10 protein-coding genes are annotated in these 16644 nt (G+C 72.8%); 1 reads left to right on the forward strand and 9 read right to left on the reverse strand.

Annotated elements, in window-relative coordinates; translation table 11 throughout:
* Window positions 1-25: 25 nt before the first annotated feature.
* The 8 genes from KDL01_RS17330 to KDL01_RS17365 are packed head-to-tail and all read right to left on the reverse strand — an operon-like array spanning window position 26 to window position 14969.
* Entirely contained in the window at window positions 26-1618 is a 1593-nt protein-coding gene (locus tag KDL01_RS17330; RefSeq protein ID WP_212529554.1) for a salicylate synthase, read from the reverse strand.
* Window positions 1611-3323 carry a (2,3-dihydroxybenzoyl)adenylate synthase gene (locus KDL01_RS17335; protein WP_212529555.1) on the reverse strand — a complete coding sequence of 571 codons (1713 nt, stop codon included), beginning with the start codon at window positions 3321-3323 and terminating at the stop codon, window positions 1611-1613. Before KDL01_RS17335 ends, KDL01_RS17330 begins: the two co-directional genes overlap by 8 nt.
* Window positions 3320-4636 (reverse strand): MFS transporter, encoded by a 1317-nt coding sequence (locus tag KDL01_RS17340; protein WP_212529556.1) that lies wholly within the window; start codon window positions 4634-4636, stop codon window positions 3320-3322. Before KDL01_RS17340 ends, KDL01_RS17335 begins: the two co-directional genes overlap by 4 nt.
* Window positions 4637-4641: 5 nt before the next feature.
* Complete coding sequence (locus KDL01_RS17345) at window positions 4642-5697, reverse strand: methyltransferase domain-containing protein (protein WP_212529557.1); 1056 nt, start codon at window positions 5695-5697, stop codon at window positions 4642-4644.
* A complete protein-coding gene (locus KDL01_RS17350) occupies window positions 5690-6751 on the reverse strand; it encodes a pyridoxal phosphate-dependent aminotransferase (protein ID WP_212529558.1) in 1062 nt (353 codons plus the stop codon). Before KDL01_RS17350 ends, KDL01_RS17345 begins: the two co-directional genes overlap by 8 nt.
* Complete coding sequence (locus tag KDL01_RS17355) at window positions 6748-6966, reverse strand: MbtH family protein (RefSeq protein WP_212529563.1); 219 nt, start codon at window positions 6964-6966, stop codon at window positions 6748-6750. Before KDL01_RS17355 ends, KDL01_RS17350 begins: the two co-directional genes overlap by 4 nt.
* Before the next feature lie 57 nt (window positions 6967-7023).
* On the reverse strand, window positions 7024-10245 hold the full coding sequence (locus KDL01_RS17360; protein ID WP_212529559.1) for a non-ribosomal peptide synthetase: 3222 nt from the start codon (window positions 10243-10245) through the stop codon (window positions 7024-7026).
* The gene (locus KDL01_RS17365; RefSeq protein WP_307846372.1) at window positions 10245-14969 is read right to left on the reverse strand and encodes a non-ribosomal peptide synthetase; all 4725 of its coding nucleotides are present in this window, start codon (window positions 14967-14969) and stop codon (window positions 10245-10247) included. The genes KDL01_RS17360 and KDL01_RS17365 overlap by 1 nt, the downstream gene beginning before the upstream one ends.
* A 273-nt stretch (window positions 14970-15242) precedes the next feature.
* Here KDL01_RS17365 and KDL01_RS17370 point away from each other — a divergent pair, with 273 nt between their 5' ends.
* Window positions 15243-16202: a DUF1152 domain-containing protein gene (locus KDL01_RS17370; RefSeq protein WP_212529561.1), complete on the forward strand. Its 960-nt coding sequence runs from the start codon at window positions 15243-15245 to the stop codon at window positions 16200-16202.
* Window positions 16203-16245: 43 nt separating this feature from the next.
* On the opposite strand, the gene KDL01_RS43425 is transcribed toward KDL01_RS17370, so the two are convergent.
* Window positions 16246-16512: a ricin-type beta-trefoil lectin domain protein gene (locus KDL01_RS43425; RefSeq protein WP_307846374.1), complete on the reverse strand. Its 267-nt coding sequence runs from the start codon at window positions 16510-16512 to the stop codon at window positions 16246-16248.
* Window positions 16513-16644: the final 132 nt, after the last annotated feature.

A 16644-nucleotide genomic window follows, 5' to 3' on the forward strand; every position in this document is an offset into this window, starting at 1 on the left:
GGGGTGCGGCCGGCGCGCGGCGGAATCAGTGCCGCGCCGCGCGCAGCCGGGTCCAGTCCTCGATCGTCGGACGCTCGAGCATGTCCGAGTACTGAACGGGATCGCCGTCCCGGTTCCACCGGCCGGCCAAGGTCATGATCTCGAGCGAGGTGATGCCCTGCAGCGTCAGGTTCTCCCGCACGTCGAGGTCCTCGGGCTCCAGCTCCAGCAGCCCGGCGACCTCGGCCCTGATCCCCTCGGCCACCCGGGTCCGCTCGGCGTCCTCGGCCGGCGCGGGTGCGCCGTCCATCGCGACGGGCACGATGTACCGGGCGACACTCTGCAGCTTCTCGCAGGTCTCTTCGAACTCCCGCTCCGGTGTCGAAAGCGCGACGACTCCGGCGCCCGCGCGCAGCCAGGTGCGCCCCTCGGCCCGGTAGACCGCCCGCAGCACCAGCGCCGCGTCGAGCACACCCGTGTGATCCACACTCAGCACGGCACCGCTGTAGAGCCCGCGGGGGCCCGGCTCGTGTGCCTGGATCTGCCGGTAGGCGGCGGCCTTCGGGATGCCCGACGCGGTGATCGACGGGAACAGCGCTTCGAAGGCGTCCCACGGTCCGCGTCCCCGCGGCAGCACGCCGCTGATGCGGGAACCGAGGTGCTGGACGCTGCCGCGTTCCTTGACCTCGAGGAATTCCTCGACCACGGACGACTCGGTACCGCACAGTCCGGCCATCTCCTCGTGCACCGCCTTGACCGAGATCGCGTGCTCGAAGATCTCCTTCTCGTCGGACAGCAGATCGGCCCGGGCGCGGGCGGTGGCCTCGGGGTCGGCGAGCATCGCCCTGGTGCCGGCCAGGGGCTGCGCCGTCACCCGGCCGCCGCGTTCCACGGACACGACGATCTCCGGGCTGAAGCCGGTGGCCTCCAGCCCGCCGATACGCAGCAGGAAGGAGCGGGCCGGGTCGTTGTTCCGGCGGCCCTCGAGATAGGTGGCCGGCAGGTCCACGTCCGTGGCCAGCGGGACGACGCGGGAGAGGATCACCTTCTGCAGCTCGCCGGCCCGGATGGAGGAGACGGCGGCGCGCACCGCGGCCCGGTACGCGTCCGCGCCGTCCCGGTCCACCGGCACGGGTGTGGCCGCACGGTCCGGCTCCGCGTCGTCCAGGCCCGCCAGCAGTGCCGCCACCGCGTCCAGGCGGCCGGGGTCGGCGCCGCGCACCTGTGCCGCCGCGCCGTCGAAGACGATTTCGGTCTCCGGCACCATCAGCCGCAGCAGCGGCCGCGGGCCGAGGGTCCGGTGCAGCGGGCCGCCGGCGTGGCAGAGCTCGAAGTCGGCGGTGCCGTAGGCGCGCCAGTCCTCGATCTCCAGTTCCGCCAGGACCCGCTCAAGGACCGGGTAGGGGCTCTGCTCCCACTGCTCCACGCGTGCGCTCACCGGGCCTGCCCCGCTCACCCGGACCGTGTCGCGGTCCACGGTGACGAGGGCCGCGGCGCCCAGGGCGAAGCGGTAGCCCGCGGCGTCCTCGTAGCCGACGTACTCCTCGTCGGCGAACCTGCGGGCCAGGCCGGCGAGCAGCCGCGCCGGTCGCGCGGCGAGCGGGACGGTGCGGTGCCCGTATCGGATCCGGTCAGCCATGGTCGGACTCCCCCTTGTCAGTGTCCTTGTTCTGCGTCGCCGGCCGGTCCGGCGCCCCGCCGGCGCCCGCCGCCCGCCTCGCCGCGCTCCGCTCGAGCGCGAGCGCGGCCAGCTCCCGTTTGTCGATCTTCCCGACCCCGGTGACCGGCCAGGATTCGACCACCTCGAGCCGGTCCGGCGCCTTGTACCCGGCCAGTCCGCGCTCGGCCAGAAAGCGCCTGATCTCCGGCAGCCTGGGCGCGGGGCCGCGCAGCGTGAGGAAGGCCCAGGCCCGTTCGCCGAGCACCGGGTCGGGCACGGCCACCAGCGCCGCCTCGCGCACCGCCGGGTGGGCGGCCAGGTGTCCCTCCACCTCCGCGGCCGCGATCTTCTCGCCGCCCCGGTTGATCTGGTCCTTGATACGCCCCTCGACCACCAGGGTGGCGTCCGGACGCCGGCGGACCAGGTCGCCGGTGCGGTAGAACCCGTCCTCGGTGAACGCGCGGAGGTTGTGTTCCGGTGCCCGGTAGTAGCCGCGCAGTGTGTAAGGACCGCGGGTGAGCAGCTCGCCGACCTCGCCGTCCGGGACCGGGCGGCCCTGCGGGTCGAGCACCAGGACCTCGTCCGCCGGGGAGAGCGGACGGCCCTGGCAGCCGGCCACCAGCTCCGCCGGGTCGCTCAGCGCGGTGAAGTTGAGCAGCCCCTCGGCCATACCGAAGACCTGCTGGAGCACGCAGCCGAAGACCCCGGCGACCCGGTACGCGGCCGGCTCGGCCAGCTTCGCGCCGCCCACCTGGATCAGCCGCAGGCTGGAGAGGTCGGCCCCGGCCGCGCCGGCCGCGTCCGCCCAGAGCAGGGCCAGCGGCGGTACCAGCGCGACCGTGTCGACGCGCTCGCGCGCGATCAGCGGGAAGACCCGGGCCGGGCTCGGATCCGCCGCGAGCACCACCGTCCCGACGACGCTCAGGGCGCCGAGCCAGCCGGGGCAGCCGAGCGCGAAGTTGTGCGCCACCGGCAGGACCACCAGATAGGTCGTGCCCTGATCCAGGCCGGTCACCTCGACGCTGGCGCGGATGTTGTACATGTAGTCGTCGTGGGTGCGCGCGATGAGCTTGGGCAGCCCGGTGGTGCCCCCGGACAGCAGCAGCAGCGCCGGTTCGGCCGGATCGGGGTCGGGCCACGCCCGCGGTTCGGCCTCGATCCGCTCCAGCGCGCGGAATTCGGCCGGATCCCCGAACACCAGGACGTGCTTGAGGCCTGCGTACCCGGCCGCCACCTCGCGGGCCAGCTCGCGGTGGTCGAAGCCCTCGTACACGTCGGGCACGACGTAACACACCGCTTCGGACAGCTCGCACAGATACGCGATCTCGCTGCGCCGGTGGCCCGGCAGCGCGAAGACCGGCACGGCCCCGAGCCGGAACAGGGCGAAGCACAGGACGATGAACTCCGCCGAGTTCGGCAGCTGCACCAGGACCCGGTCGCCGCGGGCCAGGCCCAGCTCGGCCAGGCCGGCCGCGCGGCGGTCGGCCGCCGCGTCCAATTCGGCGTAGGTCCACCGGCGTTCGCCCTCGACCAGGGCGGTGCGGGCCCCGTCGCGCCGGGCCGGGGCGCGCAGCAGGCTCCCGAGCACCTCACCGCGCCAGTAGCCGGCCCGCCGGTAGCGGTCGGCGAATTCCTCGGGCCACGGGACGAATCCGTCCAGTGCCGAGTTCGGTTCCGCGCTCACCGGGCCGCCTCCGTTTCCGGACCGGGCTCCAGGCCCGAGAGATCTCGCATCCGCCGCAGCGGCGTGAGCACGAAGAGGGAGACGGCGGTGAGGAAGAGCCCGACCGACGCGACGAACAGCGTCAATCGCAGCCCGCACGCCGTGGCCAGGGCGCCGCCGCCGAGGGCGCCGAGCAGCCGCAGGCACCACTGCAGCCAGCGGGTGGAGGCGTTGAGCCGACCGAGCAGCGCGGGCGGGCAGACCAGCTGGCGGAAGGTGCGCTGGGTGGAGTTGAACATGATGCCCGCCACCAGGACCAGGGCGAATCCGGCCGCGACCGCGGCCTGCCCCGGCAGGCCGCGCGGAGCGAGCGGGATCACCAGTTCGCCCGGGGCGAGGGCGAGCCGGGCGGCCAGCATGACCCGCGGCACGCCGAACCGCTCGGTCAGCGGCCCGGCTATGAAGCCGCCGAGGATCCCGCCGAGCGACCCGAGCCCGAGCACCAGGCCCAGCGCGTGGGCGCTCCAGTCCAGGTTCCGGACCGCGTAGACCATCCACAGGGCGTTGAGGGCGGCCAGGAAGAACGAGCCGGTCGCGTTGCTGAGCACGACCGGCCGGATCAGCCGGTCGCCCATCAGGTATCTGAGTCCCTGGCCGACCTCCGCGGGGATGGTGCGCACCGGGCGGCGGCGTTCGGGTCGACGCTCCGGCTCCGGCTCCCTGATCAGGGCCAGCGACAGGGCGCTGACCAGATAGGAGAGCGCGTCCGCGGTCACGGCCTTGGCCGCGCCCACGAGGCCGACCAGGAAGCCGCCAAGGCTGGGCCCGACGAGCAGGGCGATCCCGTCGGAGGAACTGAGCTTCCCGTTGCCCTGCATCAGCTGCTGCCTGGTCACGAGCCGGGGCAGATAGCTCTGGTAGGCGGCGTCGAAGAACACCGCAAGCGCACCGGTGACGAAGGCCACCGCGTAGAGCTGGGCCAAGGTGAGCCGTCCGGCCACCGCCGCCACCGGCACCGAGCCGAGCGCCAGTGCGCGGGCCAGGTCGCACCAGATCATCAGCCGGCGCTTGCGCCAGCGGTCCACGAAGGCCCCGGCGGGCAGGCCGAAGAGCACCGCGGGCAGTCCGCTGGCCGCGGTCAGCGCACCGATCTGGAAGGTCGAGGACTTCAGTACCGTCAGCGCGACGAGCGGCAGCGCCAGGGTGGAGACCGCCGAGCCGACCAGGCTGACCGACTGCCCGCCCCACAGCAGCATGAAGTTCCGGTGCCGCCACAGCGAGCCGGGGCCGGCCGGCGCCGGCGCGGGCGCCGCCTGCACGGAAGTCTCGCCCACCCCGGTCACCGGTGCCGTTCCGGGGCGGTGCGCGCCCCGTCGGGCACCTCGCTTCTGGGGACGAGGTGGAACACCGTGCTGTGCGCGATTTCCAGATCGTGCGTCTCGACCAGCTCCCACGCGTCGCTGAGTTCGAAGGTCTCCCGCCACTGCGCGAGGGTGGGCGGGTGCTGTCGCATCAGCCCGTGGGTGTATTCGAAGCCCAGCGTGAAGATCGGGCTGTCCGGATCGGCTGCCTGTCCGGACTTGTACGTGTCGCTCAGCAGGAGGTTGCGCGCGCCGGGGAAGGCGCGTCGCAGCCCGGCCAGGACGTCCAGGAAGCGCTCGCGGGGCAGCAGGTCGTGCGCGAGGAAGAAGGAGACGACGAGGTCGACGTCGGGGAAGGCGCCGTCGGGCAGCGCGGCCAGATCCGCGTGCACCAGCTCGATCCGCTCCTCCAGCCCCTCCGCGCCCACCGCCTCCCGGGCCGTGTGCCACGCCCCGGTATCGACCTCCACACCGACGAACCGCGCCTCGGGCGAGCGCGCGGCCAGCTCGATCAGCCGCCGCGCGCTGCCGCAGCCGAGGTCGGCGGTGGTCGTGTGTGGCAGCGAGTCGACGAGCTTGTGGAAGACGGGGTCGACGAACGCGGCGCCGTAGTCCCGTCCGGCGCGGGCGATCGCGCCCCCGTCGCGCCCGTGCGTGTCGCTGGGCCAACCTCCGACGCGGCACACCTGTGCGGCGCCGGCCAGCATCGGCCCGTATCCGCCGTAGAGCCACAGGAAATAGCCCTTGTCGCGCCACACGTCGCCGAAGGCCGGACCGCACAGCACGGACCGCCGCGCGCCGTCCTGCTCGGCCAGGACCACCGCCCCGGCGTGCCGCAGGCCCAAGATCACCGCGTCGAGCGCCGTCGGGTCCAGTCCGGCCCGCGCCGCGAAGTCGGCCGGATCGACCCCGCCGCGCGCCTCCAGTTCGGCCAGCAGGCCCAGTTCGAAGGCGGCACAGATCGCCGAGGCCGCGACCGCGCCGTTGAACAGCTCGGCGGTGGTGGGGCTTGGCACCGCGAGGAGGTCAGACATCCGCGAGAATCCCTTCAAGCACGTGTACGAACGCGTCGACGTCGGGGCGGCCGGCGACCGTGACCCGCAGCCGGTCCGGCAGCCCGAGCTCGGAGACGTCGCGCACCGGGAATCCGGCGTCGGCGAGCAGCGCGGCCACCGCCGCGGCCCGCCCGGGCAGGTGGATCAGCACGAAGTTGGCCGCCGAGGGCAGGGCGGCGATCCCCAGCCGCTCGAACCCGGCGACGAGCGAGCGCTTGGCGCTCTCGGTCGCCGCCACGGTCCGGGCCACGTGCTCACGGTCGCCCAGCGCGGCCAGCGCCGCCGCGCAGGCGAGCGCGTTGACGTGGAACGGAATCGCCCGCTGCACCCGCCGGACCGCACGCACCACCGCCGGATCGCCGACCAGATAGGCGATCCGGAGCCCGGCGAGGCCGTGCACCTTGGAGAAGGTCCGCATGACGCAGACCCTTGCGCCGGCGGCGGCCCAGGGCAGCGCCGAGGCGAAGCGTGCGCCCGCGTACTCGGCGTAGGCCTCGTCGAGCACCAGCAGCGCGCCGCCGTCGCGCGCGGCGGCGCACAACGCCGCGACCTCGTCCGGACCGAACAGGGACCCGGTGGGATTGTGCGGGTTGCACACGAAGGCCAGTCCCGCTCCCGCGGCGAACGCCGCGGTGAAGGCCTGGACGTCGACCGCGTGCTCCCGCAGCGGCAGCTCTCGGAACCCGACTCCCGCGGCGCCCAGGCTCAGCGCGTAGCTCTGGAACGTCTGCCCGCTGATCACGGCCGGTCGCGAGTCCGTGCGGTGGGCCAGGGCGAGCAGCAGGATCAGCTCGTCGGCCCCGTTGCCCACGGCGACCCGGTCCGCGCTCACGCCGTGGGCCCGGGCGATCCCGTCGGTCAGGTCCTGATACGCCGGGTCCGGGTACCGGTGCGGCTCGAGTGCCGCACCGGCGAGCGCGGCGCGCGCCGCCGGACCCGGGCCGTACGGGTTCTCGTTCCGGTCCAGCCGTACCGGGCCGAGCCCGGACGGCGCGCTCGGCCGCCCGCGGTCCGCGGTGGCCGACACGCTCATGCGTCGTCCCGGGCGTCCATGGCCTGGGCCAGGCTCCGCGGGCGCATGTCCGTCCAGCTCTGCTCGACGTAGTCCATGCACTCCTGGCGCCCGGCCCGGAGCACTTCGCTCCAACCCTCGGGGACCGGGGCGAACTGCGGCCACAGCGAGTACTGGCCCTCGTGGTTGATCAGTACGGAGAACTGCGCGTCCTGGTCTTCGAAGGGGTTGGACATGGTCATCCCTCTCATCTGGTCGGAGCGTGGGTGCGGGGCGCGGGAGAACGGTCGTGGTCAGCGCATCCGCCGCAGGGCCGGCCGGGTGCGCCGGAGTGCGCCGTCCAGCCGCCGGTCGAACGCCGCGACCGTGCCGGTCTCGTACAGGGCGCTGATCGGCTGCTCGAGGCCCGTCTCCGCGCGCACCCGGGCGATCAGCCTGGTCGCCGAGAGGGAGTCGCCCCCGGCATCGAAGAAGTCCTCGTCGACGCCGACCCGGCTGCGCCCGAGCACCTCGGCGAACAGCCGGCACAGCAGTTCCTGGCGCGGTGTGGCGGGAGTCGGGGACGGCCGCGACGGCGCCTCGTCCGGGGCCGGCAGGGCTCTGCGGTCCAGCTTGCCGGTCGGCCCCAGCGGCAGCCGCTCCAGCACGACGACCGCCGAGGGCACCAGATAGTCGGGAAGCCGCTCGCGCAACCGCGCCCGCACGGAGGCCGGTTCCAGCTCGCAGCCCTCGACCGGCACCACGTAGCCGACCAGCCGCGGCCGCCCGGGCTGGTCCTCCCGGACGAGCACGCGGGCCTCGGCGATCCGCGGATCCCGCTCGAGCGCGGCGGCGGTCTCGGCCGGCTCGACCCGATGGCCGCGCACCTTGGCCTGCTCGTCGTCGCGGCCGAGGAACTCCAGGGTCGCGTCCGCGCGCCGCCGCACGAGGTCGCCGGTGCGGTACATCCGGCCTCCGCTCCGGGCGAAGGGATCGGCCACGAACCGCTCCGCGCTCTGGCCCGGCGCGCCGAGGTAGCCGCGGGCCAGGCCGGGACCGGCGAGGTAGAGCTCTGCGGCGACGCCGTCGGGCACCGGTCGAAGCCGACTGTCGAGCACGTAGGCCCGGGCCCCGCACACCGGCCGTCCGATCGGCACGGGAGCGCCGTCCGGCCGCACCGGCCCGTGGCTGACCGCGCAGACCGTCGCCTCGGTGGGTCCGTACTGGTTCATCAGGACGCGGCCGCCGCCCGCCCACGCCTGCGCCAGCTCCGCGGGCAACGGCTCGCCGCCGACCACGATCACGAGCTCGCGGGGCAGCGCGTCCTCGGGCACCGTGGCGAGCAGGCTCGGGGTGAGCAGGACGTGGGTCGCGGCGTACCGCCTCACCAACTCGGCGAACCCCGGCCCGGGCGTGCGCTGCTCCTCGGGGACGAGTACCAGCGCGGCCCCGGAGAACCAGGCGAGGCACAGGTCCGCGATCGAAGCGTCGAAGGACAGGGAGAGGAATTGCAGCACCCTGCCGTCGGCCGGCACCGGAAGCACGCGTCCAAGGCCCGCGATACCGGTGTGGGTGACCACGACGCCCTTGGGCCTGCCCGAGGAGCCGGAGGTGTAGACGACGTAAGCCGGGTTCTCGAGCCGGCTCGGGGCGGTTCGCTCGGTGTCCTCGAGGTCTGTGTCGGGCGCCGAGGATATCCGTGCCCGAATCTCCTCGTCGTCCAACCTGACCACGACGGGTGGACGCCGGTCCGTGTCCCCGTCTGTGTTCGTGCTCTGCTGCTCGGGTACGGCGGTCCGCCCGTCGGTGAGGATCAGCAGCGGACGCGAGTCACGCAGGATCTCGCCGGTGCGTTCAGTCGGCTGCCCCGGATCGAGCACGAGGAACGCGGCACCGCTCTTGGTCACGCCCAGCAGGGCCGCGGGCAGCAGCGTCGCACGCGGCAGCGCCAGGGCGACCACGGTCTCGGGGCCCGCGCCGAGGCCGACGAGCAGTCGAGCGATCCGGTTGGCACGCGCGTTGAGCTCGCGGTAGGTGAGCTCATCGGGGCCGGCGACCAGCGCGACGGCGTCGGGGGTGGCCGCGGCCTGCTCTTCGAAGAGTTGCGCGAAGGTCGCGGGCGCGACCTCCTGAGCCGGGCCGGCGTGGCCGACCAGCGACCGCGTGCGTTCCTCTGCGGACAACACGTCGATGTGGTCGACGAGCCCGTCCGGTCGATCCGCCAGTGCCCGCAGAACCAGGTGCACTCGAGCCAGCAGCGTCTGCGCCTCGGCGGCCGAGAGCAGTGCCCCGTCGTACTCGAGCCGGAGCCGCAGGACCGGACCCGGAATCGCGATCAACGCCATGGGGTAGTGCCCCGACGCTTCGAAGTGAAGGCCTTCGACGCGAAGGTCCTGGATGTGGCCGAGCAGCCCCGCCACATCCATGGGGTAGCTCTCGAAGACCACGACGGTGTCGAAGAGTGCTCCCACGCCCGCCTCGCGTTGAACCTCGGCCAGTCCCAGATGCTGGTGCGGCAGTAGCTCGGCCTGCTCGGCCTGAAGCCGGCGCAGCGCCTGCGCGGCGCCCTCGCCGTCCGCGAAGGTGAAGCGGGCAGGCAGGGTATTGATCAAGAGGCCGACCATGGACTCGCTGCCCGCCAGTTGCGGTTCGCGCCCTGAGACGGTGACGCCCAACATCACATCCCGTGTACCGGTCAGCCGTTCCAGCAGGACCGCCCAGGCGAACTGGGTCACCGTGTTGACGGTGACGCCGATTCCGCGGGCGAGCGCCGTCAACTCGCGGCCGAGAGTGTGCGGCAGGTCGAGCGCGACCCAGCGCCTGTCGGCGCCCTTGCCGGCGAGCTCGTCCAGCGCGCCGCCGTGACCCGCGATCGCTCGGCGAACGAGGCAGGGGCCCGCCAAGCCGTCGAGCGCGGTCCGCCAGGCATGGACCGCCGCGGCGCGGTCCTGCGTGCCGAGCCAGGCCAGGTGCTCGCGGAACGGCACGGCCGGGCCGAGCACGGCGCCCTCGACGCCCTCGGCCGGGCCGCTGCCCGGCCGGTAGAGCCGAAACAGCTCTTTCAGCACCAGCGAGAGCGACCAGCCGTCTATCGCAATATGATGGTAGGTCAACAGCAGGCGGTGCCGGCTCTCGCTCAAGCGCACCAGGGTGAACCGCAGCAGCGGCGGCCTGCGCAGGTCGAAACCGGCCAGCCGCTCGGCCGCCGCGATCTCGGCGTATTCGGCCTCGTTCTCCCGCGCGTTCTGCCCGGCCGGCAGGCTCGTCGCCCAGTGCGCCGCCACGCTCCGGGCCACGATCTGGACCGTGCGCCCGTCGGCCACCTCGCGGAACGCGCAGCGCAGTCCGGGATGCCGCGCCATGATCGCGTCGGCGGCCGTATGCAGCGCCTCGGCGTCCAGTGCCCCCGTGAGTTCCACCGCGGTCTGCAGCACGTACGCGCCCGCGTCCGTACCGCCGGACCCCGCGTGGTAGAGCAGGCCCTGCTGAAGCGGGCTCAGCGGCAGGACGTCCTCGATCCCCTGCGGCGCCGCCATCACAGGTCCCACCCTTCGGCCAGGAGGTCGAGATCAGCCTGAGAGACGTCCGCCAGCGGGACGTCGGACGGGGTCAGGCCCCCGAACTCGACGAGCCCGGCACCCTCCCCGTCGCCTCCCAGCGCGTACAGCGCCGCCGACCAGTTCCGGGCGAACGCCTCCACGGTTGCGGCCGGGATCAGCTCACCCGCCCACGACCACGTCGTCGCCAGGCGGGGGCCGGTGGGATCGTCGAGCACGATCACACTGACGGCGAGGCCGTGGGAGAGCGCGAGCAGCGGATCGCGAGTAAGGGAGATCGCCTCGCCCGGCACGATCCGCCACTCCCGTGTGGTGCCGGTGTCGAAGCGGCCCAGGTAGTTGAAGCTCACCTGGGCGGCGGGCGCCGACGCCAGCCGGGGGAGGGCGACCGAGTCGAGGTGGCGCAGTATCCCGAATCCCAACCCGCCGCCCGGGATCGCGCGCAGCTGCTCCTTCACCCGCTTGACCGCCTCGGCCGTACGCCGCACCGGCGAGCCCGGCGCGTCCTCGGTCGTCGCAAGGCCGAAGGGCTCGAGCCGCACGGGGTAGGCGGCGGTGAACCAGCCCACCGTGCGGGACAGGTCGGCCACCATCTCATCCCGGCCGTGGCTCTCCACCTCCACGAGCAGCGCCGGCGCCGCCTCTGCCGGAGGCTCGGCCGCCGACCCGCCGAGCACGGCCACCGCGAGCACGCCGAGAAGGAGCTCATGCACACTGCAGTGCAGGTCCGTCGGCACCGTGTCGAGAATCGCGCTCGACACCCGAGCCGGGAGCAGGTCGGTGCGGGAACGAGCGGTACGCACCAGGTCGCGCTTCGGGTCGAGCTCCCGGTCCGCGAGCCGAACCCCGGGATCGCGCAGAATCGAAGCCCACAGGTCGATTTCGGCTCGGCGCGTGCCGGAGGCCGCCTGCTCGGCCAGCAGCGCACCCCAGCGCCGGAAGGAGACGGGGACCGCGGGCGGCGCCCAGTCCGGTCCGGTCGAGCGGTGCGCCCAGGCCTCGGCCAGGTCCTCCAGCAGGATCCGCCAGGAAACGCCGTCCACCGCCAGGTGATGAGCCGTCAGCAGGAGGCGGCCGGGCACCCCGGCGCCCGCGTCGAACCAGGTCAGCTGGAGCAGGACTCCGCCGAAGGGGTCGAGCCGAGCGGCTGCGGTCTCGACGGCCTTCGCCAGTGCCTCCGGACCCACGGGCTCGTCCGCGACGACCCGCTCGATCCAGCCGGCGGGGCCGGGCGCCGACTCTGGAACCTCGACGCGCCACGTCCCGTCCCGCGCGTCGACTTCGAGGCGAAGGCGCAGCGCGGCATGACGGTCCAGCAACGCGCGCACCGTACCGGCGAGCCATGCTTCGTCCAGGTCGGCGGGCACGTTGACCAGCACCGACTGGCTGAAGTTGCCGATCGGCCCCGACAGTTCGCGCAGCCAGTGGAACACCGGCGTCTGCGCGAGCTCGCCGACCGGCCGGTCCTCGGCCGGCGGAACGCTCGGCGCGCCGTCTGCGGCCCGGGCCGAATGCTCCGCCAGGCCACGGGTGAGAGCGGCGACCGTGCTGCGGCGGAACACGTCCCGAGCGACCAGTCCGTATCCGGCGGCCCGCGCGCGGCGAACCAGGTCGAGGGCGCGGATGCTGTCCCCGCCGAGCATGAAGAAGTCGTCCTCGGGACCGACCTCGGGCACACCGAGCACCTCGGCGAACACCGCGCACAGAACCCGCTCATCGGTCGTGGCGGGTGCGCGTCCGGCCGTATCGGCGCTGAAGTCGGGCGTAGGCAGGGCCTTGACGTCGAGTTTTCCGTTGGGTGTCAACGGCAGCCGCTCGATGATCTGGATGAGAGCGGGAAGCATGTGGGCGGGCAGCTTGGCGCAGAGCTGCACGCGCAGCCCGCTCACCGTGGTCGGGCCGGCCGGCGTCGCGCCTTCCGGGGCGAGGACCACGTACGCGACCAACCGCGCCGACTCGTCGTGGCCGTCCTGGCCGTCCTGGCCGTCGTGCCCGTCGTGGTCGACGTCCGGCCCGCCGGCCGCCGTCACGGGTGTGCGCAGCACCATCACGGCGGCCTGCGCGACCCCTCGGCAGCTTTCGAGCGCCGCCCGCACCTCACCGGGCTCGATCCGGAAACCGCGGATCTTCACCTGGTCGTCTTCGCGCCCGAACAACTCGATCGTGCCGTCGGGCCGCCAGCGCCCGAAGTCGCCCGAATGGTACATCCGCTCGCCCGCGGCCCCGAAGGGATCGGCGACGAACCGCAGCGCGGTCAGTGCGGGCTGGTTGAGGTAGCCCCGGCCCATCCCCACACCCGCCACGTAGATCTCGCCGCGCACCCCGACCGGAACCTGCCGCAACGCCCCGTCGAGCACGTGGATCCTGGTGTTCCACAGCGGCCCGCCCGCACCGGGCGCCGCCGAGCCGCCCAGCGGGGCGCTCATCGTGGCGGCCACGGTGGTCTCGGTCTGGCCGTATATGTTGCGCACCACGGCGTGCTCGGCCCACCGCGCCACCAACTCGCCCGGCAGTGGCTCACCCGCGGCGATCATCGTCGCCCCGGCGGGCAGGCCGCGGGCCGGCAGCGCGCGCAGAATGCTCGCCGGGCCGGTGATGTGGGTGACCGCCGACTCGAGCGCCAGCTTGGACATCGGCTCGCCGGGCAGCCGCTCGTCGGCGTCGGCCAGCACCAGACAGGCTCCTGACATCAGGGCCATGCACAGGTCGGCGACGGAGGCGTCGAAGCTCCAGGAGGCGAACTGCAGGATCCTGCTCTCCGCGGGCACCGCGTGCGTCGCGGCCAGGTTCGCCAGACCCGTGTGCTGGATGACGACGCCCTTGGGCCGGCCGGTGGAGCCCGAGGTGTAGATGACATAGGCGCTGTTCCCGATCCGCAGCGGCCCGTTGCGTTCCGCATCCGTCGGGTTCTGGGCGGACATGGAGCGCAACTCCGCCTGGATCCGTGCGTCGTCGAGAAGCAGGTGCGGCACGTCGCCGGGCAGCGGCAGCACGCTCGAGGTAGTCACCAGCAGTGCGGGATCGGCATCGCGCAGCATGTAGGCGACCCGCTCGGCGGGGTAGTCCGGGTCGATCGGCAGATACGCGCCGCCCGCCTTGGCCACCGCCAGGATCGCGACGATCGCGTCCACGGTCCGCGGCAGCGCCAGTGCCACGATCCGCTCCGGTCCGACCCCGCGCCCGATCAGCAGCCGGGCCAGCCGGTTCGCCCGCGTATTGAGCTCCGCGTAGGTCGTCACCGCGCCGCCGCGGCGGATCGCCGGCGCCTCCGGCCGCGCGGCGGCCGCGGTCTCGAAGAGGGCGGCCAGGTCCGCTTCGGGTACGGCGTGGGAAGTCCGGTTGAACGCCTCGGCCTGCGCGCGGGCCGGTGCCGGCAGCGGATCGAGCCCGGCCAGCGGCTCGTCGCCGCCCGCCCGGGCGAACGCGTCGAGGAAGCGGACGAACCGCTCGGAGTGCAGCGAGACCTCCTGAGCGCTGTAGAGCGCGGGGTTGGCCTCCACGTGCACGGTCAGGCCGAAGCCGCCGGCCCCGTCCGGCCCGCCGCGCACGGCGAGGGAGAGGTCGTCGACGGGTCCGGTGCACAGGGTGCGGACCGCGCCGCGAGCGGTGCCGAAGTCGAGGTCCTGCTGGAACGGCATGAGGTTGATCAGCGGCCCGTGGAGCCGGCGGTCGCCCTGGCCGGAGCCCCGGCCGCGGCGCATGTCCTCGAACCGGTACCGCTGGTGCCTGAGCGCCGGCCGCATCCGGGCGCCGATGGACGCGAGGTACTCGGACACGGTCCACCCCGGCCGAACCTCCAGCCGTAACGGCACGATGTTGGAGACCATGCCGGGTACCTGGGCCGACCGCATGCCCGTACGGGTCGAGACGACCAGCCCAAGCACGACCTCGTCGACCCCCCGCGCCGCGGCGAGGTAGGCCGCGTCGGCGGCGAGGACGAGCACCGGCCAGCCGATCGAGTGCCGTTCCTCGGCCGCGGCCAGGGCGGCCGCGGCGTGAGCGTCGAGCCGGGTGGAGGAGCTGAGCGCGACACCGGGCCGGGCAGTGCTCCCGGACGCGCTGAGCGAGACCGGATCAGGCTGGTCGGAGAGCTGATCGAGCCAGTGGGCGCGGTCGCGCTCGAATTGCGCGGAGGAACGGTACGCGGCCTCGTCCTCGAGGAGTTCGTCCAGCCCGCCCGGTTCGCCGTCCTGCCCGACGCCGTCCTGCCCGACGCCGTCCGCCGACCTCGCGCGGTACGCCTGCGCGATCTGCCGCGCCACCTTGGTGAAGCTGAACCCGTCCAGCAGGATGCTGTGCGTCCGCTGGTACCAGAGGAACTCGTGCCGCCCCAGCTTGTAAAGAACGTGTGCGTACAAGGGCCCCGGGGAATCGACGTGCGGCGCCTCGTCCAGATCTCGCGTGATGCGGAACAAGACCTCTGACTGCGGGTCCTGATATAAGCTCACATCTTCAAACCGCACCGGAACGCGCTCGTCGCACGGTTCCCGCACCGGTCCGTCCGGGCCCGCGGCGAACCGCACCCGCCAAGCCCCCGGCCGGGACAGGACGCTCTCCACGGCGGCCAGGAACGCCGGAACATCCAGCTCCCCGTGCACGTCGACGCATTCAGCTGATTGATATCCTGGTCCATCCCCGTCGACCTGGGCGGCAACCCAAACCGCCCGCTGGGCGGCCGTCATCCCTGAAAGTGAAGACGTCATCCGTGCTCGATCCCCGTGGTTCAGTCACGCCCCAGCCCCGGCGCGTATCAATGTTCTCTCTTGCCGTGCCAGCATACGTCAGTACGTGTCCGTACGGAAGACTCGGCCGCTCCGCTGATCCGGAGATATCAATGTCCATATACTGCGGGGTTGCCCATCCCGCCCGGATCCACGCGCGCGGGAGCGCTGATTCTCCACCCATAATCGCTTCGACGGCGCAGGGGCAGGCGTGCGCTCGGAATAACCGTCGCCCGATTCGGCGCTGCCAAGGCCATGACAACCCTTCGCGACATCCCGCTGTTCGCCGCCCTTGCCGACTCGAAGCGGATCCTCGTCGCAGGCGCAGGCGGTGGATTCGACGTCTATGGCGGCCTGCCGCCGGCGTTCGCGCTTCGAGCGGCCGGCGCGGAGGTGTTCCTCGCGAACCAGTCCTTTTCGCCGCTCAGCCTCCTGCCACTGGACGACTGGCTCATGCCGGACGTCGCGGTGATCACCCCGGACACCGGCGATGTCGCGGAGTACTTCCCGGAGCGGACGCTGGCGCGCTGGCTGGAGCGCAACGGCCAGCCGTCGACGGTCTACGCGTTTCCGCAGACCGGCGTACAGCCGCTCCGCGAGGCGTACGCCGCACTGGTCGAGGTCCTCGGCCTCGACGCGATCGTCCTGGTCGACGGCGGAACCGACATCCTGATGCGCGGCGACGAGGACGGTCTCGGCACGCCCGCGGAGGACATGGCGAGTCTCGCCGCCGTCGCGGGGCTGGGGAACGTCCCGGTGAGGCTGGTGGTCAGCATCGGTTTCGGGATCGACGCCTACCACGGCGTCAATCACGTCCAGGTGCTGGAGAACCTCGCCGACCTGGAGACGGACGGCGCCTATCTCGGCGCCTTCTCCCTTCCGCGGACCTCGTCGGAAGGCCGGCTGTATCTCGACGCCGTGGCGGACGCCCAGGAGGCGACGCCGATCCGCCCGTCGATCGTGCACGGACAGATCGCAGCGGCGATGCGCGGCGTCTCCGGCGACGTGCATTTCACGGAGCGGACGCGCAACAGCACGCTGTTCGTGAACCCGCTCATGGCCATGTACTTCGCGGTCACCGTGCAGGGGCTCGCCGGACGGCATCAGTACCTGGACCGCCTGGAGCACACGGTCACGATTCGTCAGGTATCGCGCGTGATCGAGGAGTTCCGCCACGATGTCGACCGGCGGATTCCGCGAATGTTCCCGCACTGAGCACGATGGCCGACTTCGAGAGCAAGTGGGCTCATCTGGTCAGTCAGGGAAGGGTCCAGACCTGGTTCACCCCGTCGTGGCAGTCCCAGATCTCGAGCTGCGTGCCCGACCCGTCGCCCGCCGGGTCGTCCAGGCACTTGGCGGACAGCGGGTTGTACAGCTCACCGTCCGAGCGCGCCGTCCAGACCTGCGCGCCGGTTCCGTTGCAGGTGTAAAGGTCGATCAAGGTGCCGTCGACGTCGTTGCCGCCCTCGACGTCCAAGCACATCCCCGACGTCCGCAGCGTGCCGTTCGCCTCGACCGTCCACACCTGAGCCCGGATCCACCGGGCTGATTCCGGGGTGCTGATTTCCTGATCGTTTATCGGTCGTGCCGGATGTCCGGGCAGGGGTGATTGCCGGGTGGCCGTCCGGGCGGGGTCTCCAGGGTTCCTCGGGTCGTG

This window comes from Actinospica durhamensis (assembly GCF_018139695.1).
GTDB classification, from domain to species: Bacteria; Actinomycetota; Actinomycetes; order Streptomycetales; family Catenulisporaceae; genus Actinospica; species Actinospica durhamensis.

What these genes read in the sequence shown, in the direction of transcription:
- KDL01_RS17365 (WP_307846372.1), bottom strand. Translation starts at nt 14,969, where the DNA reads ATGACGTCTTCACTTTCAGGGATGACGGCCGCCCAGCGGGCGGTTTGG.
- KDL01_RS17350 (WP_212529558.1), bottom strand. Translation starts at nt 6,751, where the DNA reads ATGAGCGTGTCGGCCACCGCGGACCGCGGGCGGCCGAGCGCGCCGTCC.
- KDL01_RS17355 (WP_212529563.1), bottom strand. Translation starts at nt 6,966, where the DNA reads ATGTCCAACCCCTTCGAAGACCAGGACGCGCAGTTCTCCGTACTGATC.
- KDL01_RS17345 (WP_212529557.1), bottom strand. Translation starts at nt 5,697, where the DNA reads ATGTCTGACCTCCTCGCGGTGCCAAGCCCCACCACCGCCGAGCTGTTC.
- KDL01_RS17330 (WP_212529554.1), bottom strand. Translation starts at nt 1,618, where the DNA reads ATGGCTGACCGGATCCGATACGGGCACCGCACCGTCCCGCTCGCCGCG.
- KDL01_RS17360 (WP_212529559.1), bottom strand. Translation starts at nt 10,245, where the DNA reads ATGGCGGCGCCGCAGGGGATCGAGGACGTCCTGCCGCTGAGCCCGCTT.
- KDL01_RS17370 (WP_212529561.1), top strand. Translation starts at nt 15,243, where the DNA reads ATGACAACCCTTCGCGACATCCCGCTGTTCGCCGCCCTTGCCGACTCG.